The sequence below is a fragment of the Acinetobacter sp. ANC 5414 genome (genome assembly GCF_013004295.1).
In the GTDB taxonomy this organism is placed as follows: Bacteria; Pseudomonadota; Gammaproteobacteria; order Pseudomonadales; family Moraxellaceae; genus Acinetobacter.
Genome location: NZ_JABERM010000012.1, coordinates 127,672 through 152,185 on the forward strand (window position 1 = coordinate 127,672; position 24,514 = coordinate 152,185).

22 protein-coding genes are annotated in these 24,514 nt (G+C 40.4%); 12 read left to right on the forward strand and 10 right to left on the reverse strand.

Annotated elements, in window-relative coordinates:
• Nucleotides 1–327: 327 nt before the first annotated feature.
• On the reverse strand, nt 328–1,854 hold the full coding sequence (lysS, locus tag HLH18_RS08650; protein ID WP_214647307.1) for a lysine--tRNA ligase: 1,527 nt from the start codon (nt 1,852–1,854) through the stop codon (nt 328–330).
• Nucleotides 1,855–1,979: 125 nt separating this feature from the next.
• A complete protein-coding gene (locus tag HLH18_RS08655) occupies nt 1,980–2,417 on the reverse strand; it encodes an SRPBCC family protein (protein ID WP_171546499.1) in 438 nt (145 codons plus the stop codon).
• Nucleotides 2,418–2,717: 300 nt separating this feature from the next.
• On the opposite strand from HLH18_RS08655, the gene HLH18_RS08660 reads away from it, so the two are divergent.
• Entirely contained in the window at nt 2,718–3,224 is a 507-nt protein-coding gene (locus tag HLH18_RS08660; protein WP_171546500.1) for a YqiA/YcfP family alpha/beta fold hydrolase, read from the forward strand.
• Between the two features lie 44 nt (nt 3,225–3,268).
• Here the strand turns inward: HLH18_RS08660 and HLH18_RS08665 are convergent, their stop codons facing one another.
• Complete coding sequence (locus HLH18_RS08665) at nt 3,269–3,811, reverse strand: adenine phosphoribosyltransferase (RefSeq protein WP_171546501.1); 543 nt, start codon at nt 3,809–3,811, stop codon at nt 3,269–3,271.
• A gap of 534 nt (nt 3,812–4,345) precedes the next feature.
• On the opposite strand from HLH18_RS08665, the gene rubA reads away from it, so the two are divergent.
• From rubA to HLH18_RS08690, 5 genes are all read left to right on the forward strand, one after another.
• Nucleotides 4,346–4,510 (forward strand): rubredoxin RubA, encoded by a 165-nt coding sequence (gene rubA / locus HLH18_RS08670; protein ID WP_067723781.1) that lies wholly within the window; start codon nt 4,346–4,348, stop codon nt 4,508–4,510.
• Between the two features lie 69 nt (nt 4,511–4,579).
• Nucleotides 4,580–5,758 (forward strand): NAD(P)/FAD-dependent oxidoreductase, encoded by a 1,179-nt coding sequence (locus HLH18_RS08675; RefSeq protein ID WP_171542506.1) that lies wholly within the window; start codon nt 4,580–4,582, stop codon nt 5,756–5,758.
• Nucleotides 5,759–5,814: 56 nt separating this feature from the next.
• The gene (estB, locus tag HLH18_RS08680) at nt 5,815–6,759 is read left to right on the forward strand and encodes an esterase EstB (protein WP_214646093.1); all 945 of its coding nucleotides are present in this window, start codon (nt 5,815–5,817) and stop codon (nt 6,757–6,759) included.
• Nucleotides 6,760–6,765: 6 nt separating this feature from the next.
• Complete coding sequence (gene oxyR, locus HLH18_RS08685) at nt 6,766–7,671, forward strand: LysR family transcriptional regulator OxyR (RefSeq protein WP_171542505.1); 906 nt, start codon at nt 6,766–6,768, stop codon at nt 7,669–7,671.
• A gap of 319 nt (nt 7,672–7,990) precedes the next feature.
• Nucleotides 7,991–8,620, forward strand: a complete 630-nt coding sequence (locus HLH18_RS08690; RefSeq protein WP_171542504.1) for a response regulator — start codon at nt 7,991–7,993, stop codon at nt 8,618–8,620.
• A gap of 83 nt (nt 8,621–8,703) precedes the next feature.
• Here HLH18_RS08690 and ppk1 read toward each other — a convergent pair whose 3' ends face one another.
• The gene (gene ppk1, locus HLH18_RS08695; RefSeq protein WP_171546502.1) at nt 8,704–10,785 is read right to left on the reverse strand and encodes a polyphosphate kinase 1; all 2,082 of its coding nucleotides are present in this window, start codon (nt 10,783–10,785) and stop codon (nt 8,704–8,706) included.
• Between the two features lie 111 nt (nt 10,786–10,896).
• Nucleotides 10,897–11,571 carry a monofunctional biosynthetic peptidoglycan transglycosylase gene (gene mtgA / locus HLH18_RS08700; RefSeq protein ID WP_067724298.1) on the reverse strand — a complete coding sequence of 225 codons (675 nt, stop codon included), beginning with the start codon at nt 11,569–11,571 and terminating at the stop codon, nt 10,897–10,899.
• A gap of 79 nt (nt 11,572–11,650) precedes the next feature.
• Here mtgA and HLH18_RS08705 point away from each other — a divergent pair, with 79 nt between their 5' ends.
• Nucleotides 11,651–12,463, forward strand: a complete 813-nt coding sequence (locus tag HLH18_RS08705; protein ID WP_171546503.1) for a rhomboid family intramembrane serine protease — start codon at nt 11,651–11,653, stop codon at nt 12,461–12,463.
• A 29-nt stretch (nt 12,464–12,492) separates the two neighbouring features.
• Here the strand turns inward: HLH18_RS08705 and HLH18_RS08710 are convergent, their stop codons facing one another.
• Both HLH18_RS08710 and HLH18_RS08715 read right to left on the reverse strand, forming a co-directional pair.
• Nucleotides 12,493–14,958 carry an ABC transporter permease gene (locus HLH18_RS08710; RefSeq protein ID WP_171546504.1) on the reverse strand — a complete coding sequence of 822 codons (2,466 nt, stop codon included), beginning with the start codon at nt 14,956–14,958 and terminating at the stop codon, nt 12,493–12,495.
• Between the two features lies 1 nt (nt 14,959).
• Entirely contained in the window at nt 14,960–15,688 is a 729-nt protein-coding gene (locus tag HLH18_RS08715) for an ABC transporter ATP-binding protein (RefSeq protein WP_171546505.1), read from the reverse strand.
• A 56-nt stretch (nt 15,689–15,744) separates the two neighbouring features.
• Here HLH18_RS08715 and HLH18_RS08720 point away from each other — a divergent pair, with 56 nt between their 5' ends.
• A complete protein-coding gene (locus HLH18_RS08720; protein ID WP_502708116.1) occupies nt 15,745–16,329 on the forward strand; it encodes an arylesterase in 585 nt (194 codons plus the stop codon).
• 35 nt (nt 16,330–16,364) lie between these two features.
• Here the strand turns inward: HLH18_RS08720 and HLH18_RS08725 are convergent, their stop codons facing one another.
• Nucleotides 16,365–16,979, reverse strand: a complete 615-nt coding sequence (locus tag HLH18_RS08725) for a carbonic anhydrase (RefSeq protein ID WP_067724303.1) — start codon at nt 16,977–16,979, stop codon at nt 16,365–16,367.
• A gap of 310 nt (nt 16,980–17,289) precedes the next feature.
• Here HLH18_RS08725 and HLH18_RS08730 point away from each other — a divergent pair, with 310 nt between their 5' ends.
• A complete protein-coding gene (locus HLH18_RS08730) occupies nt 17,290–18,321 on the forward strand; it encodes an alpha/beta fold hydrolase (protein WP_250852395.1) in 1,032 nt (343 codons plus the stop codon).
• A gap of 14 nt (nt 18,322–18,335) precedes the next feature.
• Nucleotides 18,336–19,343, forward strand: coding sequence for a hypothetical protein (locus HLH18_RS08735; protein WP_171546507.1), 1,008 nt, complete (start codon nt 18,336–18,338; stop codon nt 19,341–19,343).
• 48 nt (nt 19,344–19,391) lie between these two features.
• Here the strand turns inward: HLH18_RS08735 and nfuA are convergent, their stop codons facing one another.
• Nucleotides 19,392–20,030, reverse strand: a complete 639-nt coding sequence (nfuA, locus tag HLH18_RS08740; protein ID WP_131291234.1) for a Fe-S biogenesis protein NfuA — start codon at nt 20,028–20,030, stop codon at nt 19,392–19,394.
• A gap of 159 nt (nt 20,031–20,189) precedes the next feature.
• On the opposite strand from nfuA, the gene HLH18_RS08745 reads away from it, so the two are divergent.
• Nucleotides 20,190–20,807: a rhomboid family intramembrane serine protease gene (locus HLH18_RS08745; protein WP_171546508.1), complete on the forward strand. Its 618-nt coding sequence runs from the start codon at nt 20,190–20,192 to the stop codon at nt 20,805–20,807.
• A 218-nt stretch (nt 20,808–21,025) separates the two neighbouring features.
• Nucleotides 21,026–22,576: a hypothetical protein gene (locus HLH18_RS08750; protein ID WP_171546509.1), complete on the forward strand. Its 1,551-nt coding sequence runs from the start codon at nt 21,026–21,028 to the stop codon at nt 22,574–22,576.
• Nucleotides 22,577–22,646: 70 nt separating this feature from the next.
• Here HLH18_RS08750 and HLH18_RS08755 read toward each other — a convergent pair whose 3' ends face one another.
• The gene (locus tag HLH18_RS08755; RefSeq protein ID WP_214647308.1) at nt 22,647–24,266 is read right to left on the reverse strand and encodes an inorganic phosphate transporter; all 1,620 of its coding nucleotides are present in this window, start codon (nt 24,264–24,266) and stop codon (nt 22,647–22,649) included.
• Nucleotides 24,267–24,514 lie beyond the last annotated feature (248 nt).

A 24,514-nucleotide genomic window follows, 5' to 3' on the forward strand; every position in this document is an offset into this window, starting at 1 on the left:
TGCCAAAATAATGAGCAACAAATCACACTCAGCAATCGTTATTAACCTGAATTAACACAACTTTACTCAAAGCCCCATGAAATGACTCATCATTCATTTTATTATACTCTTAATGCTTAGACCTCTTAGAGTTCTAACATTCTCCTTAACCGAAACTGTGCAAACAGATTCGTTGTTATACGCAGTGATCACCCCAATCATTGCGTATTTTTTTATCTCAAATCTCTATAATTCCAGTGAATATCATCATACTGATTAAGATTGGCATTTATCCTGTCTTTAAAATAAAAAACCCGCTCTAAAGCGGGTTTTTTATTTCAACACAACTTAGTTTTTATGACGCATATGCGGGAATAAAATCACGTCACGAATACTTGCTGCATCAGCAAATAACATCACTAAGCGGTCAATACCAATACCTTCACCCGCTGTTGGAGGAAGACCATATTCAAGTGCTTCAATGAAGTCCGCATCGTAATGCATCGCTTCATCATCACCTGCATCTTTCTCGGCAACTTGCGCTTGGAAACGCTCAGCTTGGTCAATCGGGTCATTTAATTCCGAGAAACCATTCGCCAATTCACGACCACCAATAAAGAACTCAAAACGGTCTGTAATGTGTGAATTAGTGTCATTGCGACGTGCAAGCGGTGAAGTTTCCGCCGGGTATTCTGTAATGAAAGTAGGTTGACGAAGTTTAGTCTCAACCGTTTCCTCAAATACGATGGTTTGAAGTTTGCCTAGACCAAAACCAGGTTTTACTTTTTCTTTCAATTCTTCTTCAATAAATTTAGCCAAGAATTCACGATCAGCTACATTCTCTGCTGTGAATTGTGGGTTATGTTCAAGAATCGCATCAACCATTGAGATTTTTTTGAATGGGCCTTTAAAGCTAAATACTTCACCTTGATAAGGCACATCTGTCGTACCCAAAATGTCGATCGCCAATTTTTCAAGCATATTTTCAGTCAAAGCCATCAAGTCTTTGTAATCTGCATAGGCTTGGTAAAATTCGATCATGGTGAATTCTGGGTTATGACGAGTCGAAACACCTTCATTACGGAAGTTACGGTTAATTTCGAATACGCGTTCAAAACCACCCACAACCAAACGTTTTAAGTAAAGCTCAGGCGCAATACGTAAGAATAAAGGCATATCAAGCGCATTATGATGTGTTTCAAATGGACGCGCAGAAGCACCACCCGGAATCACATGCATCATTGGAGTTTCAACTTCCATGAAGCGCTCATTGGCTAAATACTCACGCATACCCGCAACCACTTTGGCACGAATTTCAAAAGTTTTACGTGTTTCATCGTTCACCATCAAATCAAGATAGCGTTTACGATACTTCATTTCTGTATCGCTTAAACCATGGAATTTATCTGGAAGTGGACGAAGTGATTTGGTTAAAAGCTCGAAATGTTCAATATGAACATACAGATCGCCTTTACCCGAACGACCAATATAACCTTCAACGGCAATAATATCGCCAAGGTCTAAACCTTTAATGGTCGCCAGAACTTCTGGATCTAATTCTTTACGTGCAACATACAGTTGAATACGGCCAGTCATGTCTTGAATCACGATGAATGAACCACGGTTCAACATCACACGACCTGCAACTTTTACATAAACCTTTTCACCAGCTTCAATTTCTTCTTTAGACTTATCAGCAAATTGTTCTTGTAAGTCTTGAGCGTAATGTTCACGCTTGAATGTGTTCGGCCAAGGGCTGGTTCCCTTTTCCTTAGCGTGTTTTTCAATATGCTTTAACTTGGCATGACGCTGTGCAATTAAATCGTTTTCGGAAATTTGTGGTTCAGAAGTCGATTGAGCGTTATGTTGCGTCATCTCTGCCTCGAATATGTGTAAAAAACGGAAGTTGCATAGCATAGCAGATTTAGCAAAAATTTCGTATGACTTATTGCCAAACAAAAGCATTGATTTGCTAAACAGCACTTGCTCTGATTTACATTTTAAGCATCGGCTAATTGTTTGACAATCTCAAAACCTCTTTTTAAGCCATTATTCATCAATTCCACATGTTGTTTAGAGGTTTCCAGTTCTACGCCCAGCTTGGTTGATCCATTTAAATCCTTAAGAACATACTTTTCTAAAACACCACTCCACTTTTTCACGTCTTCACTGTCTAAATCCTCAATTCCATCTTCCAGCATCCCCAAGTGTTTAAAGGTCACGCGTTTAAATTCTTCGAGTTCGGTAATGGTCGAAATCATGCCATCGCCATTGGCATCGAGAAAAACAGTTTGTCCATTCACTTGCCAATCGGAATGCATAGATGAGCCCGGAGCAAAATATTGTGTCCATTCGGTATAAGTGTCTGGATCCCACAAAATCTGCCAAACCTTTTGTGGGGAAGCGTTAATCAAAATTTCATAATTTAAAATTTCCATAGGCTCACCCCGCTCAGATTCATCTTATAAATACCAAGCTATCCAAATTTATTTTTGCATGATACGCAGCTTTTGTTATTGCTTGTGAGATCAACAATCTTATTCTTCTATCCATCTATTTTTAAACCATAATTTATTTTGTAAGTGGGTTTATTGGGTTTGCTTGAATTCATGCCTTAGACCAAAAGCTAACTTCCTTATTCCTCATAGTCACCTACAATAATTTGAGCAAAATGGTTGAAAAGGAAACTATTCAACTTTTTCCATCTTTGTGAAAAAAACAGTGTGAACTATAAAACAATGAATACATGCACTTCGAAAATCTTATTTTTACATGGATTAGATTCCTCTCGTGAATCCACTAACTTCCATGCCATTGATGCCAATCAAAAATATTGCATCGATATAGATTATCGCAATCTAAATTTTCAAACTGTCGCTGATTTTTATCGCGATATTATTGCCAAAATTAAACCTGAAATTCTAGTCGGACACAGCTTAGGCGCGTATTGGGCATTAAAAATGTCGGCCTTATGTAAAATTCCAACGGTGATTGCCAATCCAAGCTTAAGTCCAAATTTTCGTGAAGACTACCCTCCAATTAATGAAGAAGATCTGGAACATGACATTGCGCAAATTGCCTATCTAGAATTAGGCGATGAAATACTGGATATGTATGCAGTTCAAGAACAGCTCGAACCCTATATGATCGTTCAAGCCTTAGAAGGTGGACATCACCGTTTAGCCAGTCCAGAAAACATCAATGGTTTAATTCAACATATGCAAATCCATTTTCTCAAAAAATAAAAAAGCCTTGGTTTAACCAAGGCTTTTTTATGACATACAATTGATTAAGCGACGTCTTGTTCTGGCTGAGATTTATCATCCAACACAGACCAAATATCTAAACCTAAGTCACTGTGCAAATCAGGTAAATCAAGGAAAATGCTCGCTCCCAAAATTTCATGGTTGCATTTGTCTACCAGCTGTTTCACCGCTTTTAAAGTGCCGCCAGTTGCCAAGACATCATCCACAATAATAATTTTTTGCGCTTCGATATTCGCTGACATTTCCAAACGATCCATACCATATTCCAGGCTATACCCTACACCAACAACCGGTGGTGGTAATTTCCCTGCTTTACGAACAAGTAACAAGCCTTTGCCCAAACGCTGAGCCAACAAACTTGCAAGTACAAAACCACGTGCTTCTACCGCAACAAAACTGTCTACTTGTTCCAGTTTTTCAGCAGGAATACTGGCAATTAAAGCATCGGTTAACGGCCCAATATTACTCATGAATAATGGGGTTAAATCGAAGAAGCAAATACCCGGTTTAGGGAAATCTTGGACAGTACGAATGTGAGACCACAAAGTTGTAGACAAATTGCTCATGGGGAGAAAAGTAATTTAAAGGAGAATAAGTGAATTTTAACGCTTTATGTCGTTCATGACCAGTAAATGAGCACACTTACCGGGTAGAAAAACAAGCTAACAAACCATAAGTGATTGATTTAATTGTGTTCATTTTTTAAATAAATATTAGCTATAGATTTATCTGATCATAAACTAACAAACTCTGCTTGTTTTTTCTCCCCGACCTTAGTCTAAACCAGACTTTTCAACTGGCTAAAGTCATTTCTTGTGCTTCTCAACCCAACACTCATTTATGGATATTTTAAAATTCAGATTCAATTTAAATTGTGAGACAAAAACCATATTTATCTATTTTTATGCCAAGTTTTGTCCTGCTATGCAATTCTGGTTTCAAATTCACCAATTAAACTCGGATATTCGCTTTACATTAACGCTAGAACTGCGTAAAAATTTGACTGAATATGTACCTTGAAAGTCATATCACTAGAGTCATGCTGTATATGGGATTTTACTGACTTCACTTTTTAAAAAGTCAGTGTTTTGGAGAGTCAAATGAAAAAGTATCAATGCATCGTTTGTGGATGGATTTATGACGAAGCTGAAGGTTGGCCACAAGATGGTATTGTCGCAGGTACAAAATGGGAAGATATCCCAGATGATTGGACCTGCCCGGACTGTGGTGTATCAAAAGTTGATTTTGAAATGGTTGAATTCTAACAATTGATACCAAAGACCATAATGAATGGTCTTTTTTTAGGTCTTATAGAAAACAGTTTGGAGAAAACTATGCATCCTATCGTCATCATTGGTTCGGGTATGGCAGGATATACCGCAGCGCGTGAGTTTCGTAAGCTAAATCCCGAGCATGAACTGGTCATGATTTGTGCAGATGATGCGGTAAACTATGCTAAACCCACGCTGTCTAATGCTTTAGCCGGAAAAAAAGCACCTGAGCAAATTGCTTTAGGTGATGCCAGCAAAATGAGTGATCAACTGAAGATGCGTATTGAAGCGCATACTTGGGTGAAAGAAATTCAAGCTGAACAGCATCAACTCGTTTTAGAGAAAGATGGACAACAAACGACTCAACCCTATTCAAAGCTGGTTTTAGCGGTGGGTGCAAATCCGGTTCGCTTAGCGATTGCCGGTGATGGCAGCGATGACATTCACGTGGTCAACAATTTAGATGACTACAAAGCCTTCCGTAAAAATCTTGATCAACATCACGATAAACGTGTGGTGATTCTGGGAGCAGGTCTGATTGGTTGTGAATTTGCCAATGACTTACAAAACACAGAACACCAAGTGACGGTGATTGATTTGGCTGCGCAACCTTTAGGACGTCTTATTCCTGATTATGTTGCGGCGTCTTTCCAGGAAAAACTTGAAGACATTGGCATCCACTTTGTACTGGGTACAACCGTTGAAAAAGTGATTAAAGTTGAAAAGGGTGACTATCAAATTACTTTAGCCAATGGTCAATCTGTTATAGCGGATGTTGTACTTTCTGCGATTGGCTTACAGCCAAATTTAGAGTTGGCAAAAGCTGCTGATATTCACTGTAGTCGCGGTATTTTGACCAATGGTCATTTAGAAACCAATCAAGCCGATATCTATGCGATTGGTGACTGTGCAGAAGTGAACGGTTTGCTCTTGCCGTATGTCATGCCGATCATGCAGCAAGCACGTGCTTTAGCGAAAACTTTAAATGGTGAACAAACGCATGTTCATTATCCAGCGATGCCTGTTGCCGTTAAAACTCCTGCTGCCCCCCTGACCGTACTTCCTGCACCAATGGGTGTGGATGTGACCTGGGATAGAGAAGAACTTGAAGATGGCATGATTGCCAAAGCTTTAGATAGTCAAAATACCTTGCGTGGTTTTGTTCTATTAGGTGCTACTGCGGCAAAACAACGTTTAGCTCTAACTAAACTTGTACCTGACTTGATTCCTGCAGCAGTTTAAGGTTTTAATACAAAGGACATTTTTTCAACAGAATGTCCTTTTTTAGGAAAACAATAATGAATAGCGCACTCAATTTTACAGGCTCTCCCTATACTTCTTTTATGCATGAAACCAAAGTCAATTTAGGCAATGGCGTTGAACTGCATGTTGAAATGGGTGGAAATCCTGAACATCCTGCAATCATGCTGATTATGGGTTTAGGTGCGCAGATGTTGTTTTGGCCCGATTTTTTCTGTAAATCACTGATTGACCAAGGTTATCGTGTCATTCGTTTTGATAACCGTGACATTGGATTATCTTCAAAAATCCGTCATTCAGGTCCACGCCTTAATACCTTAAAACTGATGGGTCGCTTTGCTTTAGGCTTAGATAATCAAGGTGCGCCTTATGATTTATATGATATGGCTGAAGATGCAGCATTACTGATTGATCATCTAGGATTAGAGCAAGTTTCTGTGATTGGTGCTTCAATGGGCGGCATGATTGCGCAAATTCTTGCCGCTCAGCATCCTCAAAAAGTCAGCAATCTGGGGTTAATGTTTACCAGTAACAATCAGCCATTATTACCACCGCCTTTTCCAAGACAGCTTTTAAGCCTGATTGGTCGACCTGAATCGACTGATGAAGAAGGTATTGTCAATCATAGCGTGAAAGTTTTTAACATTATTGGTTCACCTGGATATATCAACCAAATTGAGATTATTCAGACCGCACGTAAACTATATCAGCGAAGTTATTATCCAGCAGGTGTACTTCAACAATTTTTAGCAATATTATGTACCGGTTCTTTGCTACAATTGAGTAAGCAAATTCAGCAACCTACCCTTGTGGTACATGGCTCTCGTGATCGTTTACTGCCACCGAGTCATGGCAAAGCAGTTGCAAAGGCAATTACAGATGCTAAGTTTGAATTAATTGATGGAATGGGGCATGATATGCCTCCGCATTTTATTCCATATCTTAGCGGATTATTTGCTGATCACTTTAAATCAAAACATTAGGACACTATGGCTGCATTACCCTCTTTAAGACAGCTGTCATACCTCGTTACACTGTCTGAAACGCTACATTTTACTGAAGCTGCGCGCCGTTCATTTGTGACCCAATCGACTTTGTCAGGCGGGATCATGGAGTTAGAGCGTTTGTTAGGTGGAGTCCTCGTTGAACGCGACCGCCAAAATGTACGTTTAACTCCGCTAGGAGAACAGGTTGTTGCTCGAGCCCGTGTTTTATTGGCTGACGCTCAAGACTTGATGCGATTAAGTCGTGAGATGAGCGAGCCTTTAACTGGTGATTTACATTTAGGGATCATCCCCACCATTGCACCTTTCATTTTGTCGCAACTTTTAGATGAAGTGCATAAACAACTTCCTAAAATTCAATTGCATTTGTATGAAGCGCAAAGCGAAAAAATTGTCGAAAAACTAGAACACGGCAATCTGGACATGATTGTTTTGGCACTGCCTTTTGACACTCGTGGTTTAAAAGTAGCTGAAATCGCTAAAGAAAATCTTTATTTGGTTCACCATAAAGCCGATCAAAATGCGCACAATGCCAAAGTTCTAGATGATTTGGATTTATCACGTTTAGTGTTACTTGAAGAAGGTCACTGTTTACGTAATCATGTTTTAAGTGCATGCCCAATTGGCGAACGTAAAAATGATCATCGTTTGAAAGCAAGTTCATTGCCGACATTGGTTGAAATGGTCTCTGCTGATTTAGGCTTTACCCTGCTTCCTGAAATTGCAATTCATACCAATATGATTAAAGCGAATCCAGATTTAGCGGTTAAATCCATTGAAGCTGCACCAAGTCGCACGCTCGCTTTGGTCACGCGTAAGAGTACGCCATTGCAAAGTGAATTTGATGTGTTATTGCAAATCTTGCAAAAAATCATGCAAAACCTTCATTAAAAACAAGCCATATATCCAAAGGAGCAATTGCTCCTTTTTTTATTGCCCAATTCTCTTACTGACCACTTTTTTTTGCTGAATAGTTAAAATATTTTTATAAATAGTGCTTTTTCTTAATGGATAAAAATTAATACGCTTTGAACAAAAAGACTCAATAACCACCAGATCATCATAAGACCAAGTTTTTCAATTCTTTATTATTCTTTAGATACTTAAATTTACTTTAATTCGATAAATTCCCTAGTTCTTGGGATAGTACTTTGAGGGGTTGTATAGCAAAGTTACTCAATAAAATCTAAACCAGTGTGAGAATAGCCTAGTGGCTGAACTGATGTTGCCTGTTCCTATCTTGTTGATAGAGGATCTACCCGCCTTTAATCATCTATTAAAGAGCATTCTTGTTGGAATAGGCTATCCTGCTGAATTAATTATGAGTACCGATCATCTTGCTGAAGCTGAACAACTCTTACAACAACATTTACCCAACCTAATTTTAATCGATTTATCTATTAATCAAACAGCCACTATTACATTGATCAAGCAACTCAAAAAAAATCATCCCGATGCAAATGTTATTGCAGTCTTAACACAACAACAGACATCTTTACTGTTTGATGCTATTCAAGCAGGTGCACAGGGTTATATTTTTCAAGACAATACTGAAGCAGAAATTTTAAATAACATTAAAAGCATTCTGCGCGGTGGAGCACCGATCCATCATGTTTTAGCGCAATATATTTTGTCGCATCAAGTAGAATCTAAGCAAATAATATCCACTGCTCAACTCAATACGCCAATACATTTAAGCGCAATTGAATATAAAATTTTAACTTTAGTATCAGCGGGTCTTAACCTGCAGCAAGTCGCAGAGCAGACTTTCACCTCTCTTTATAAAATTGAAGGCAATATTAAAAGCACTTATCGGAAAATCGCCTGCTTAAAAAATTAGATCTTTTTATTTTCAATCTTTCTATCGCATAAAAATAAGGGAGTCCAAAGACTCCCTTATCTCTTCATCGACACTTGAAGGAATTATTTGATGATATCCAATAATATTCTTTGTGCATTATGCGGCTCTTGACCTTCTGCGACTGTCGCACGCAACCAGGTTCCATCACCTTGTAACAACCACGCTTGCTGATTGTCTTTCAAATACGTCAGTAAACCCTGCTGATAAATACGTTTTTTCAGTGCAGGGTCTTCAATTGGAAAACAGGCTTCAACACGGTTAAATAAATTACGATCCATCCAGTCAGCACTGGAACAGTAAATTCGGGCATTGCCATTATTGCCAAAGTAATACACACGGGTATGTTCTAAAAAACGACCTACAATGGAACGTACACGAATATTTTCGGAAAGCCCCGGTAAACCAGGACGTAAACAGCAAATTGAACGAATAATCAAATCAATTTTCACACCGGCTTGCGAGGCTTCATATAACTTGTTAATCAGCTGCATTTCAGTGAGTGCATTCACCTTGACAATGATTTGTGCCGGCTTGCCTGCTTTGGCATTGGCAATTTCTTCATCAATAAAATTAATCAGTTGAGCATGCAGGGTAAATGGTGCATGCAGCAGTTTTTTCAACTTCGCCATTTTGCCCATACCGGTCAATTCTTGGAAAATGCGATGCACATCTTCACACAGTTCTTTATCGGTGGTCAGCAAGCCATAGTCGGTATAAATACGGGCATTGCCTGCATGATAGTTACCGGTACCTAAATGCACATAACGCACCAGTTTGTTATTTTCGCGGCGCACCACCAATATCATTTTGGCATGGGTTTTATAACCCACAATACCGTATACCACCACGGCACCGGCTTCTTGCAGCACATTTGCGACTTCAATATTGGATTCTTCATCGAAACGCGCACGCAGCTCAATGACCGCTGTGACTTCTTTGCCATTTCGTGCCGCTTCTGCAAGCACCTGAACAATTTCAGAATCTGCTCCACTACGATACAAAGTTTGCTTAATCGCGAGCACTTGCGGATCACGTGCTGCTTCACGCAACAAATTGATGACCGGTGCAAAAGATTCAAACGGATGATGTAAAAGAATGTCTTGTTTCTGCATGGCAGAGAAAATATTTTCAGACTTCCTCAATACTGTCGGAATAATCGGGGTATGGGAATCATAACGTAAATGTGGACGTTTAAAATTCGACAATAAACGCGCCAGGTTGACCGGACCCGCTACTTTGTAAAGCTGTTCTTTATCGAGATCAAATTCATCGAGCAAATATTCATAGATATGTTCAGGACAGTTTTGAGTCACTTCCAGGCGTACTGCACGGCCAAAACGACGCGAATTCAGCTCCCCTTTTAAAGCTTTGGCTAAATCTTCGACATCTTCATTTAAAGCCAAGTCGGCATTACGTGTGACACGAAATTGATAGCAACCTGTGGCAGTCATGCCTGGGAATAAATCAGACACGTGCTCATGAATAATCGCGGATAGCATGACATGATGCTCTTTGCCATCGGTGAGTTCATCCGGCAAACGGACCACTCGCGGTAATGAACGCGGTGCGGGCACAACCGCCAAATCAATTTGACGACCAAAAGCATCTTTCCCTTCCAAAGTCACAATAAAGTTTAAGCTTTTGTTGACTAAACGTGGAAATGGATGGGCTGGATCTAAACTAATCGGGGTCAGCACTGGAGCCACTTGCTCTTGGAAATACTTTTTAATCCAGACCGATTGAGCAGGTGTGAGTTCTCCACGACGCAAGAAGCAAATATCTTCTTCACGCAGTTTTGGCAGAATTTCTTCATTTAAAATACGGTACTGGCGTTCGATGGCAGCATGGGCGGTTTTAGAAATAATCTCTAGGACTTGCTTTGGGGTTAAACCGTCCGGACTGTGACTTTCATTGCCTAAATCGAGCTGTTCCATCAATCCCGCAAAACGAATTTCAAAAAACTCGTCCAGATTACGCGAGAAAATAAGCAAGAAATTCATGCGTTCAAGTAAAGGATGTAGTGGATCAACCGCCTGTTCCAATACACGTAGATGAAAATCTAAAATAGAAAGTTCACGATTAATATAGCGATCGTTATATGCATATTCTGTTTGTGTAGGAGATGTGCCAGCTGCAGTATTCATACCTAACCTATGATTATTCGAAAGTGATCCTTATCTTCATAAGTATGCTTCAAAATCATGACAATTTCATAAAAAAACCCAAAAATTTGGGCTTTTTATTACCGTCTTGAATTAGGGAATATTGCTATAACGCATATATTTTTGAATCATACGTTTACGGTATTGTAGTTTTCGGTCATCACGATGGTCTTGGTAATATTTTGGATTAGGTAAAATGGCCGCTAAAAAGGCGGCTTGTTCACGACTTAAACTTCTCGCACTTTTGCCAAAATAATGCTGGGTTGCCGCCTCCACACCGTAAATATTGTCGCCAAATTCAACCGAATTTAAATACACTTCTAAAATACGTTGTTTCGTCCAGACGCGCTCCATCATCCATGTTGCAACAGCTTCTTGACCTTTACGCAGAAATGAACGCTTATTATATAAGAATAGATTTTTCGCCAATTGCTGTGAAATAGTCGAACCACCGGCCACAACCTTGCCTTTGTCTTTATTCCGCTCCAAGGCAAATTGCATGCCCGCCCAATCAAAACCATGATGTTGTAAAAACTTACCGTCTTCTGCTGCAACCACGGCATGTTTGAGATAGTCACTGATTTGATCGTAATCACGCCATTGATGTTTGATCGGCTTAGACGGTTCAGACCAATAATCCAGACGCATCATCATGGTCGTATCAACCGGATGGGTTCGCCACCACACCAGACTTGAAAATATCCAAAGTTGTACTAAAAGCACCAAACTGACAAGTATTAACAAACTACGAACAATAAAAGCTTTCATGTCAGTGAGTTACTCCAAAATATCTGTTTTTTCGTGCTAAGCTTGAAGCTGAATATAGCAAAGATTATAAAAGAATAGCATGGCTGAACTTTCACCTCCCCCCATTCAAAGTAAACCCGAGGTTCACCTTTGGTGGCTGACTGCACTTTTTATTGCCATCAATATCGGTTTGTTTCTCTGGCAAGTGCTCACAGGGGTCAATATTACCAGCCCAAGTCTGGTAGACGCTATTCATTGGGGAGCTGATTATGCACCTTTAACCTTTTTAGAGGAACCCACCCGCCTGTTTACAAGCATGTTTTTTCATTTTGGCTTGATCCATTTAATGCTCAATATGTGGGCCTTGTATATTTTCGGCAGTGTGGCGGAACAACTTTTTGGTCGATTCTATTATTTAGGGTTGTATGTCCTTGCAGGCCTGATGGGAAGTTTGCTCAGCGGTTTTATCGATATTCAAAATACCTTTGAACTGCTGCAAACTAATGATCCTAAACTTTTCCCGACTGTCAGTGCTGGTGCATCTGGGGCGGTGATGGGTCTTGGTGGCGCTTTGACCGTTTTGTCTTTATTACCCATATTACCGAAACAACGCTTTATTTTAGATAAAAAAACCTTGGTCATGGTGATGGGGATTAACCTGTTCATTGGCTTCACCATGCCGGGAATTAATAATGCAGCCCATATTGGTGGTATGCTGATGGGCGCAGTATTAGCGGCTATTTGGTACGTGGGACAACGCATCCATAAACCCCGTTTAGGCTTTATTCTAGGTTTGGGTGTCGGTGTAGTGACCTGCTCTGTATTTTATGATTACTGCATGCAACAAGTGCAAATCCTTGAACCAGTTTGGCGTCAAATTCTTGCAACCATGCGCGCACAACTGCAGTTTTAATGTTAATGAATCCTGTTGGAGAGATGAATCTATGATTGATTCATCTCTCGCAAACTTTGTAAAGGCGGAATATCGCAAAGATAACTTAAGCGATAACGTCCAATCACAGCACACACCACGGTCATTAAAATCGGCAATATGAGCCAAATTTCCCAATGCGCCTGAATGGTCAAATTCATTTTATAACTGGCAATCGCACTGATCACTTCTGCAAATAAGCATGAAACCACGCCTGCCATGAATCCAATAAAACCGATCTCCACACTCATCATTTGTTTTAGCTTTTGTTTGGAACTGCCAAATGAGCGCAGCAAAGCCACTTCCCGTTTGCGTTCATCCATCAACAGGTTTAAACAGGCCACTAAAACCAAAATCCCTGAGACACTCACCAATAGCGCGAGTATGGTAATAATTTGCACCAGCACATTTACCACGCGTTTCACTTCATCCAGAATCAAACTGACATCAATAAAAACCGTATTGGAAAATTGCTGAATCACGGAAACCAGTTGTTTTTTATCCTGTTCAGGCACATAAAAACTGCCCAAATAACTGCCCGCATTTTCATCCATGGTCTTGGGTGCAAAAATAAAGAAAAAATTCGGACTAAAACTTTCCCATTCGACACTACGCAAATTAATGACTTTGGCTTGGATTAAACCTTCAGGCAAACTAAAGGTGAGTCGATCACCTATTTTAATGCCCAGTTCTTCAGCTGTTTTCACTTCAACTGACACATCACCTGCCTGTTGCAATGCTGCGGTGCCCTGCACAATTTTATTGTCGGTAGGATATTCAGCGGTTTGGGTTAAATTAAGTTCACGGCGTAAAGACTCATTGCTTTTAAGCAAGTTTTCCGAAAAAGGCTGATCATTTTTTGCCACCAGTCGCCCACGGATATTGGGATAAAGTGGCGTACTGTGCCAACCCCGTTGCTCAAGTTGGGCTTTAAATAAAGGCATATCAAACGGTGGTAAACCGTAAACAAACTGATTCGGTGTACCTTCTGGCAATTGCTGTTGCCAACGCTCAAGCAAATCCGTTCTCAATACCGCCAAGACGGTAATCAAACTTAGACCGAGTGCCAAAGCAGTAATTTGAAAGGCAGTTTGATAAGGTGCACGGATATAAGCTGAAATGGACCACTTCAAACTTTTAATCAGTTTTAAGCAGCCCCAAATCAGCATATACAGCACCGTACACAAGATGATAATTGCCCCGATCACCCAAGCAGTCAGCACAATATTTTCAGTCAGTACTACACTAAACAGCACCAGACTGGCTGTTCCCATCAGCAACATCCATAGCATGGATTGCACTGATTTTTCTTGTTGGCGAATCACCCGAATAGGCGGTGTATTCAGTAACTGCCATAAACTTGGCACGATAAAACCCAGTAACACCACTGCACTGGTCAGCATCGCAATCGGCAATGGACCCAGCAGCATATCCCATGCAGAAAATTCAATTTGCAGATGTGGAATCAGTTGTAGCATCAGTTGCAACAAACCATATCCAAGTGCTACCCCCGCCAGACTGCCAATCGCCATTGCGACAATTAGAACCACGCTCAATAAAGCCAGGTACGCGCTAAGAATTTGTCTTTTTGTTGCCCCGATACAACGCATCAATGCAATGCTATCCTGATTTTGTTGCACATAACGCTGACTGGTTAAAGCAATCGCAATACCACACAGCAAAATGGTCAAAATATTGGTGAGTTGCAGGAAGGTATCTAGATTGGCAATCGGCTTCATTAAACGAGTATTGCCTTCACTGGCATTACGCAGCTTCAGGCTGGGTTGTTCATTCTGTATTTTGCTTTGCGCAGATTTATGCAGTCGATTGAAATCCTGTTCAAACTGTTTGGTCTGTTGTGCAGCCCCTGCCATCAATAAACGATATTCCACTCGACTGCCAATTTGAATGGCGTTGGTTCGGGCAATGTCGGCTTGAGAAATAATCACCGTTGGCGAAAAACCGGAAAAACCCAGTTCCTGATTGGAGTCATGTTCAATTTTAGCTGTGACTTTAAAGGTTCCATCGGCAATATTGACGCTATCCCCGACTTTGACATGCAACAAATCCATGGCACGTGAACTGAGCCAGACTTCTCCTGACTGAATTTTCTGTGCCTTTGGGGCAACCCGAATTTCACCACGTAAAGGGAAAGCATCATCAATGGCTTTCACATTGACCATCACAAATTGATCATGGGTATGCGCCATCGAACTGAATGTGGTGACTTCAGATTGTTGTAGCGCTAATTGATCAGCTTTATGTTGCCACTTTTTTTCAAGCGGCTGATTGTCGCTCAGGACTAAATCCCCTGCCAGCATTTCAGCCGCTTGTAATGCCACGGCATTTTGGATTTGTTCATTACTGAATTTTAGTGCTGTGGTCGCACTGATCGCCAAAGTCAAAGCAATAATCAGTAAGTAAACGCCGGTACTTTTAAAACTTTGCGTCAGCAAGGGTCGAAACAGTGGATTCATTTCAGCCCTCACCGTTACGATGTTCAATCAAGCGACCATCCAGCAGCTCAAAATGGCGCTGACATTGCTCGGCCAATGTTGGATCATGGGTGACCAAAACCAAAGTCGTGCCAAATTCACGATTCAGCTGAAATAACAGTTGCTCAATTTCTTTAGCGGTTTGGGTGTCCAAGTTACCTGTAGGCTCATCGGCAAAAATAATTTTCGGGTCGCTAATTAACGCACGCGCAATGGCAACACGTTGCTGTTCTCCGCCAGAAAGCACTTTGGGCGTTTGTGTCGCCTGGCGTTCTAAACCGACTTTTTTAAGTAAAGCGAATGCCTTTTTTTCAGCTGCTGCAAAATTAAAATTCTTCTGTAAGCGCAACGGTAACATCACATTTTCCACCGCGGTTAAATGCGGTAACAGCTGGAAAGACTGGAACACGAAGCCGATATATTTTAAGCGTACCAAAGCACGCTGTTCTTCATTCAGTTCTGCAATTGATTCGCCACAAACCACCAATTTCCCTGAACTGGCCTGATCTAAGGTCGCCAGTATTCCGAGCAAGGTCGATTTTCCTGAACCTGAACGTCCGGTAATGGCAATCTGTTCACCCGCCAAAATATCCAGACTGAAATTTTCGAAAATAATAAATTCCTTTTGAGGAAGTTTTATCTTTTGTGTCAGTTGTTGTGCATAAATTATTGCTTGTGGCATGATGGAATTGTCGCTCGTCACTTGGATCATAAAATCCCTATATGCAAAATCGCAATCTAAAAACTCGTGTATTTGCTTGCCTGGCGATGCTCAGCCTGTGTCTTGCTCCAGTGGTGGTGTCTGCTAAAACCATTATGATTCTGGGTGACAGTATTAGCGCAGGCTATGGCATACAAGCACAGCAAGGTTGGGTGCATTTATTACAAAAACGTCTAGAGCAACAGTATCCGAAACAACATAAAGTGGTCAATGCCAGTGTCAGCGGTGAAACCACCAGCGGTGCCTTGGCGCGCTTGCCTAAATTATTGCAAATCCATAAACCGCATATTGTGGTAATTGAGTTAGGGGGAAATGATGGTTTGCGCGGTCAATCACCGCTATTGATTCAAAAAAACCTGGCTAATTTAATTCAACAAAGTCAGAAAGCTAAAGCCACTGTACTGGTTTTTGGAATGAAAATTCCACCGAATTACGGTACCGCCTATAGCAAAGCTTTTGAAAAAAATTACAAGATTGTGAGTCAACAGTACAAAGTCAAATTGATGCCATTCTTTTTAGAAGGAATTGCAGGCAGGAAAAACTTGATGCAACAGGATTTAGTTCATCCCAATGCAAACGCACAAAGCATTTTACTGAACAATGCTTATCCCTATATAAAAGGCGCTTTATAAAGCGCCTTTTATTCAGTTTGAAGCTTAATTTAATTTTAAAAATCAAAAAACAAAACTTCACCCGTTTCTAGAGAATATTCTGCACCGACAATTTTCAACTGGCCTTTGGCAATCAGGCATTCTAAAACCGCAGAACCATGACGCAGCTGATTCACAGAGGCAAAGACATTAGAACGAACCGCATGTTTCGACAGTTTAGCCAAATCATTTTTCAATTCAGTTTGCATCAATGTTTCAACCGATGGGCGAACACGGTTGACAATAGACATCAGGTTTAATGAAGGCGGATGATCGGGATTCATTAAGGTATCAATGGTCGCCTGAATAGCGCCACAATGACTATGTCCTAATACCACCACTACAGCGCAATCATAACGTTCTGCAGCAAATTCCACACTGCCGACCTGTGAAGGTGCAACCACATTACCTGCCACACGGATGACAAATAAATCACCTAAACCCTGATCAAACACCATTTCAGCAGGAACACGAGAGTCTGAACAACCCAAGACGATGGCAAAAGGATTTTGATTTCCTGCCATTTCTGCCCGTTGCTGATGTGAAAGTTGTTTGGGGTGTGTCGTTTCCCCCGATACAAAACGCTGGTTCCCTTTTTTTAAACGATCTAAAGCTTCTTCTGCTGTTAGCATGCTGGTCTTCCAATGTTTTAAGTTACAATATTTTAATGCGATGAAATTGGAAAGTCACTTGCAAAAAGAATAGCTGATTAATTAATAACAAAGTTACAAAATATTTTATTTAGCTCATAAATTTGATCTAGTGCACACTTTTCAAGATTCACGCAACGGAATTCAAAAAACTATTCAGTGACAATTATTTAATAATAATTACAATAAACTACAGACATTTTTAAAAAAATAAAATGCAGTAAAAATCAGATGATTTTTATATGATTGCGTATAAAGAATTATCGTCATTAACATATTAGGATGATGATCAATGACACCGCTTCACTCGATTTTATCCCGCTTTTTGCAAATGACGTGCTTAGCACTTTCTATCAGCACGCCTCTTTATTCTTATGCAGCAATAAATAAAACACCCCGTGATGCTCAACTCTCATTAGAAAATTATTTAGTTAAAGAACGTAATGCAGCCGGCTTACGCAGTAAAACCATTAAAATTGATGATATTAGCTGGAGCTATAGTGAAGGTGGCTCCAGCAATAAACCTGCCGTATTACTCATTCATGGCTTGGCGGGAAATCGGGATAACTGGAATGGGGTGGCACATTTTTTAACACCTTATTACCATGTGATTATTCCAGACCTTCCTGGTAATGGTGAAAGCAAAGTTGCAGATAATTTTGATTTGTCTGTTCCCAATGTTACGCAACGCTTACGCCGTTTTGTTGAAGCCATTAAAGTTGAAGACAAACTGAACATTGCCGGACACTCGCTGGGCGGCTCCATTGCAACTGTTTATGCATCACAATATCCATTTGATACGCAAAGTCTGTTTTTACTCAACAGCGTAGGCATCTATAAACAGGCCAATACCGCCTATACCAAAGACCCTTATTTTTTAAAGCATCTCATTGTGTCTAAACCCGGCGATCTAGACGATGTGATGGGTCAAGTAATGCAAACCCCACCGGACTTACCGCTTTATTTTAAAAAAGCACAAGAAAAAAGACTGATTTCACAGTCCTTGCAAACCCGTAAAATGATTGAACAATTGATCACCCTGAGTCGTATTTATACGCCTGAATCATTTGCCCGGCTGACACGAACCATTGAAGCACCCGCGCTAATCCTTTGGGGCAAGCAAGACAAGATCATTAATGTTGAAGCAGCAAATGAATTACAATCTTTATTAAAGCGGGCCGAAACGCCTATTATTTTAAATAATGTCGGGCACATGCCTATTTTAGAAGCAGAACAACAAGTGGCGAACCACTATTTACCTTTTCTAGCAAAAACCCAAAAGTTAAAAAACCCACTTGCTGATAAACTTATCCCATTAAATTAGCTTGCAGAGACAGTATGCAAAAACATCCGATGATTGAGCAATTGATTGAAGCTCATCTTGACTTTTTAGAGCAGGAGTTTTCACATACTGCCACGATTGAAAATGAGTTTTTGAATTTTTATCACTGGTTTAGAAAACAAACCTTGCAGGATCTCTGGTCATTTGAACAAATCAACGCGCTATTGCAAAAGCAGATTTTAGCCACACCTGCGAGTACTTTTTTAATTGAGCAAATTACCGAACATCTTCGTTTTGCTTTAATTCATCCAGCCAATGAAAACACGCAAATTGCGGATGTGATTCCGGTATTAACCGTCGATAAAATTGCCCAATATGTCGCGAGTAAAAGTGGACATCGTCAACGCCTGATTAAAACCGTGGTCAACAGCCCTGCTTTTTCAGCCATGATCACGCAATTGATTCAACATTCAATTCAGGATTATTTAGATAATTCGGTGATGGCAAAACGTGTTCCGGGTGTTTCACGTTTTATGAAAATGGGTAAATCGGTTTTAGAAACCGTGACCGACTCCAATCTGGATGAGACCATTGGCCATTATCTGCAAAAGAATATTTTAAAGCTCAGCCAAATGAGTGAGCATGTTTTAAATCAACATTTTGATGATGAAAAGCTCTATCACTTTCAGGCCAATCTGTGGCATAAAATTAAAGATATGCCTTTAGCTGTTTTGAAAAATTATATTGAAGTTCAAGACCTGCCTAACACTGTGGGCTTAGGACATGAAATTTGGGATCATCTGCGTCAAACAGAATATTTAAAACAACAAGTTCATGATGGTGTCTATGCCTGGTACACCCGGAATCAGCAGCGTAGTTTTGACCTGTTACTCCGCGACTTGAATATTGATGAAGCCTTAATTCAACATGAATTACAGCAATTGTTAGCGCCTGTTGTTCAAAAGCTCGTTTCATCTGAATATTTACGAGAACGTGCAAGAGCCTATTTAGAAAAGTTTTATTATGCTGAAACAGCACAGAAGATTTTAAAGATTGAACAATAAAAAAAATAACCTCCGTATAGGAGGTTATTTTTAAAGTACTTTCAGAACTTACTTGAAGTAAGCACCTTCAGTATTGCTGTGGTCAGTTTGGTCAACCACACGTGCCAACTCAGGAACATGTTGTTTTAAGGTTGTTTCAACGCCTTGTTTCAAGGTCAAATCAATCGATGAACAACCTTGGCAACCACCACCGAATTTTAATACAGCAGTTAGGCCATGTTCTTCATCTTCAACAATTTCAACCAAGGCACAGTTACCACCATGACCTGCAAGACCCGGGTTAATTTCGGCTTGCAATACATAGGTAATACGCTCTTCAATCGAAGCATCCGCACCTACGCGTGGCACTTTTGAGTTGGGTGCGCGGAATGTCAATTGACCACCAAAACGGTCTTTATTGTAATCAATCACCGCATCTAACAAATATGGGATAGATGGAGCATCAATATAAGCCGCAAAATTCGGGTAATCTTGTTTATAGTCTGTAGGAATCACTTCTTCAGGTGCACTATATGCCATACAACATTCAGCACGTGGCGTACCAGGATTTTCCACAAAAATACGTACAGCAATCCCTGGAGTATTTTGTTTTTCAAGCAAATCAAACAAATACTCTTGTGCCGTTGGCGTAATCAATAAATTTGGAATTTCTTCTGCAACTGCAGCGCTGATGTTCTCAGTCGACATAATCATATTTCCTCAAGCTGAAGTGATCATTTTAACTGAAGATGCGGGGTAATAAAAAAAAATCAACTAAAATTGTCGGAATTATTATAAAAGTTCATCTTAACACTTCATTTAATGGCATTATTAGGTATAAATATTTAAAAATTGAACTGTCACTTTATGCTAGATTTACCTTTTAACCATACTGTTAGCCTGATCCTGATTACAGTGGCTGTTTCACTGATTGCATTTTCAAATCAGAAGGTCATGAGCCGTCTTATTTTTTGGCCCCCTGCAATGCAACGTGGGCAATATGACCGCTTTATTACCCATGGTTTTGTCCATGCCGATGGTGCCCATCTGATTTTTAATATGATTACGCTGTTCTTTTTTGGCAGTGTGATTGAAAGTTTTTACCGACAGTATTTTTTTGATCTTGGCTTTGTATTGTTCTACTTAGGCGGCTTGATTGTTGCCATTATTCCAAGTTATCTCAAACATAAAAATGATCATCGATGGGCAAGTTTAGGCGCTTCCGGTGCAGTTTCGGCAGTTTTGTTTGCTTATATTTTATTTGAACCGTGGAAACTAATTTTTGTTTTCTTTATTCCTGTACCGGCGATTATTTTTGCAATTTTATATGTTGCTTACAGTATCTGGTCAGGCAAACGCGGCAATTCCAACATCAACCATAGTGCACATCTTTGGGGAGCTGCATACGGGGTGATCATGACGATCATTCTTGAACCGCGTGTTATTCCACACTTTTTGAACAAGTTGGTACAATTGCCTTTCTAGAGTTTATGGTTCACCTATCAATATTCCAAGACGCGGAAGGCGTTTCTAAATAATACTGAAATGATAATATTTACACCTTAAGGAGCTTCGGCTCCTTTTTTGCCGTTTTTTGAAAAAGATTTACACAATTTTGTCATTAAATGCTACCCATCAAATCAATTTGGCATAGATAATGTAGACATCTGTATATTAATGATCAAAAAAACGAGATTTTTTGCATGTCCACTTCATTAGATGGTCTTCAATTCCCTATCAATCCCACCAGCAACAAACCCAGCAGCTCCCAGACAGGCAAAGAAATTATTGCTGAAGCTTTATCGATTGTTGACAACAAGTCATCAATGAATGCCCTTGCGGAAAAAAACTGGCGTAAGCGTTATCCTATCTATTTTAAAGCCTTGGTTGAACAAGGTATTCGTAACCTCAACAATCCAATTACCATTGCAAAACAAGGCTTACACAAGGCTCATCATAGCTTTGACTTTTACAGAAATGGTCAACGCTATTTACTTAAAGACATCATGAAGGATATCGATACAGCAAACTTGTATACAGTTCAGCTGAAAGGTGAAAGTGAGACTGCCCCTGAATGGTATGTGCCTTATAAAGGGCAAAAATTACAAGGTCAGGCTTTACTCGATCAAATTCAAACCTGGCAAAATGCAGGCATTATAGAACCAAGCCATGCGGATGCTTTACGTGCTGCACATGCACATCCTGAATGGTTTGATCTTTCTGATCGCACCATGGTCTTATTTGGTGCAGGTTCTGAAGCCGGTCCACTGACCTGGCTGTCTAAATGGAAAGCCAATATTGTGGCCGTGGATTTACCCAACAGCCGAGTTTGGGACAGAATTTTAACGACCATCCAACAAGGCAATGCAACCCTATATGCACCCTGTGCGGAAAATTTGGCAGATGATACGCCAACGGCCACACTCAAAGAAAAATTGGGGGTCGACTTACTCACTCAAACACCTGAAATTGCCCATTGGCTGATCCAAAGTGAACGTCAGCTAGACCTTGCAGCCATTGCCTATTTAGATGGGGAAAAACACGTCCGGGTATCTATGGCAATGGACAGCATTATGCAGTACGTCAGTGAGCAAAAGGCTGACACCAGTCTAATGTTCATGTGTACCCCAACCGATGTCTATGCCATTCCTAAAGAAATTGTAGAGGCTTCAAACCTGAAGTTACTCCAGCGCTCAAAATCGCAACGTATCATCAGTGAAAGCATTTCGATGATTTCTGCTCAGCACTTTTTCAAGAAAAACCTGGATGCATTAATCAGCTGTGATAATGGCCATGAATATGGAATTGCAGACTGTCTGGTGGTGGAGCAAGGTCCAAACTATGCTTTGGCAAAACGCATTCAACAATGGCGCGCAATTTTGGCTCGTCATTATGGACAACGTGTCAGCATCAATATTGCCCCCTCTACCACTACGCATTCAGTGACTAAAAACCCATTATTGAAAGCCGCATTTAATGGTGCAAGTCTGTTTGATGTTGAATCTTTTCATCCGGAAACCACCAATGCGCTGATGGCCGCATTATGGATTTATGATTTGCGTCATCCTGAATCGGTAGCGAATCCGGAAACGCCTTTGGATCACCCATTAGAGTTAATGATGAAAGGTGCCAACCATGGGGGTTTATGGCGTGTGGCTTATTTGGCCCGTACCGCACTGCCTTTTGCTGCACTGTATGGCCTTGCCAATGAAAAATTGCCAATTAAGAAGATGTTAAAAGTGTTTAAGAAGTAGTTTTTACTATTACTTTTTATGAGCATAAAAAAAGCTGCAATTGCAGCTTTTTTTATTTCAAATAGATATCTTAAACAAACTGTAAGAACAACCAGAACAGACCACCGGATAAACAAATCGTAGCCGGTAGCGTGAAAATCCATGCTGAAAGAATGGTGCGTACCATCTGGAAGTTTAAGCCAGATTTATTGGCCACCATGGTACCAGCAACAGCACTGTTTAATACGTGTGTTGTCGATACTGGCATACCCAAACCATCTGCTGCGGCAATAGTCGTCATGGCAACAAGTTCGGCTGACATGCCTTGGCCATAAGTCATATGACTTTTACCAATACGCTCACCCACTGTTACCACAATACGTTTCCAGCCCACCATGGTTCCAAGACCAAGCGCAAGCGCTACCGCCACTTTTACCCAGGTCGGAATATATTGCAGGAATGAATCGAGGTTTTTACGGTATTCCTTGACTGTCTTGGCTTGACTTTCCGACATTGCAGGAAGCTGTTCAGCTTTATCTAAACGCTTGAATGCCGTCGTGCTTAAGTACATATCATTACGAATAGTAGAAACTTCTTTTTCTGGAATATCTTTTAGATCACCATATTCGGCAACGTGATTACCCAAGTGATCGGTCAAACTTGCCAAAGCAGGCACCACTTCAGGTGACATCTCTTTAGTTTGAATATACTTGGTCAACACTTCACGAGCTTGTGTATCAGGAATATCCTGATGATTTGGATAAATAACTGCCGCAGTTTGCTCAGATAACTGTTCAAATGATTGGATATGCTTCGCGTCCAGGTTTTTATTCAATGAGTAAGCCAAAGGTACACAACCGATCAAGATCAGCATGATTAAGCCCATACCTTTTTGACCATCATTTGAACCATGCGCAAAACTTACCCCGGTACAGGTAAAAATCAAGATGGCACGAATTAAAGGTGGTGGTGGTTGATTACCTTTTGGAGGTTGGAACAATTCCATTTGTTTTTTAAAGACTTTCTTCACCAACAGAAATAAAATCGCAGCAAAAGCGAAACCAATCAAAGGCGAAAACAACAGTGCTTTACCGACTTTAAGCACTTGGTCCATGTCGACACCACTGGCACCATTACCCGAATTCAGCAGGTAGTTCATGATGCCCACACCTAAAATCGAACCGATTAAAGTATGTGAACTAGACGCTGGAATACCCAGGAACCAGGTACCCAAGTTCCATAAAATAGCCGCTATCAGCATGGCAAAAACCATGGCAAAACCTGCACCTGAACCGACATTCATGATCAGTTCAACAGGCAATAAAGCAATGATGCCGTAGGCTACCGCGCCACTTGCCACCATCACCCCAAGGAAATTACAAAAACCTGCCCACATCACAGCAACAGGTGCAGACAAGGCATTGGTATAAATGACTGTCGCTACCGCATTGGCAGTGTCATGAAAACCATTAACAAATTCAAAGCCTAAAGCGATTAACAAGGCGGTCGCTAACAGAATAACGGAATATAAACTTAATGCAGGAACATGTGTCAAATCGGCAGAAACTTGAAAGCCGATGTACACCAAAGTAGAAATAATAACCGTAAGAAACACCGGCATAAAAAATTTAGGTGTAGGAACATGCACATTCGTCGATTTCGCGGGTGCTGAATGCGCCTGATCTTGGACGGGAGGAATATTAGAATTCATGCAGACGGTTCAAGGGGATAATAAAATCCCCTTATTGTTCAATTTAATTGTGACAATTATATGACAAAAAGCTGTCATATAAAGCCAATTTTTAATAATTGACTTAATTTAATTCACTCGGCCTGCTCTTGGGGAGTGGAACTGTTTTAAATCCATAATTTAAAAATATTTAAAGCCCAAAATAGTTTGTGCCTCAATATTTCAAAGTACCTGGATACATGTATAAAAAATCTTTCCGATCAACCAAC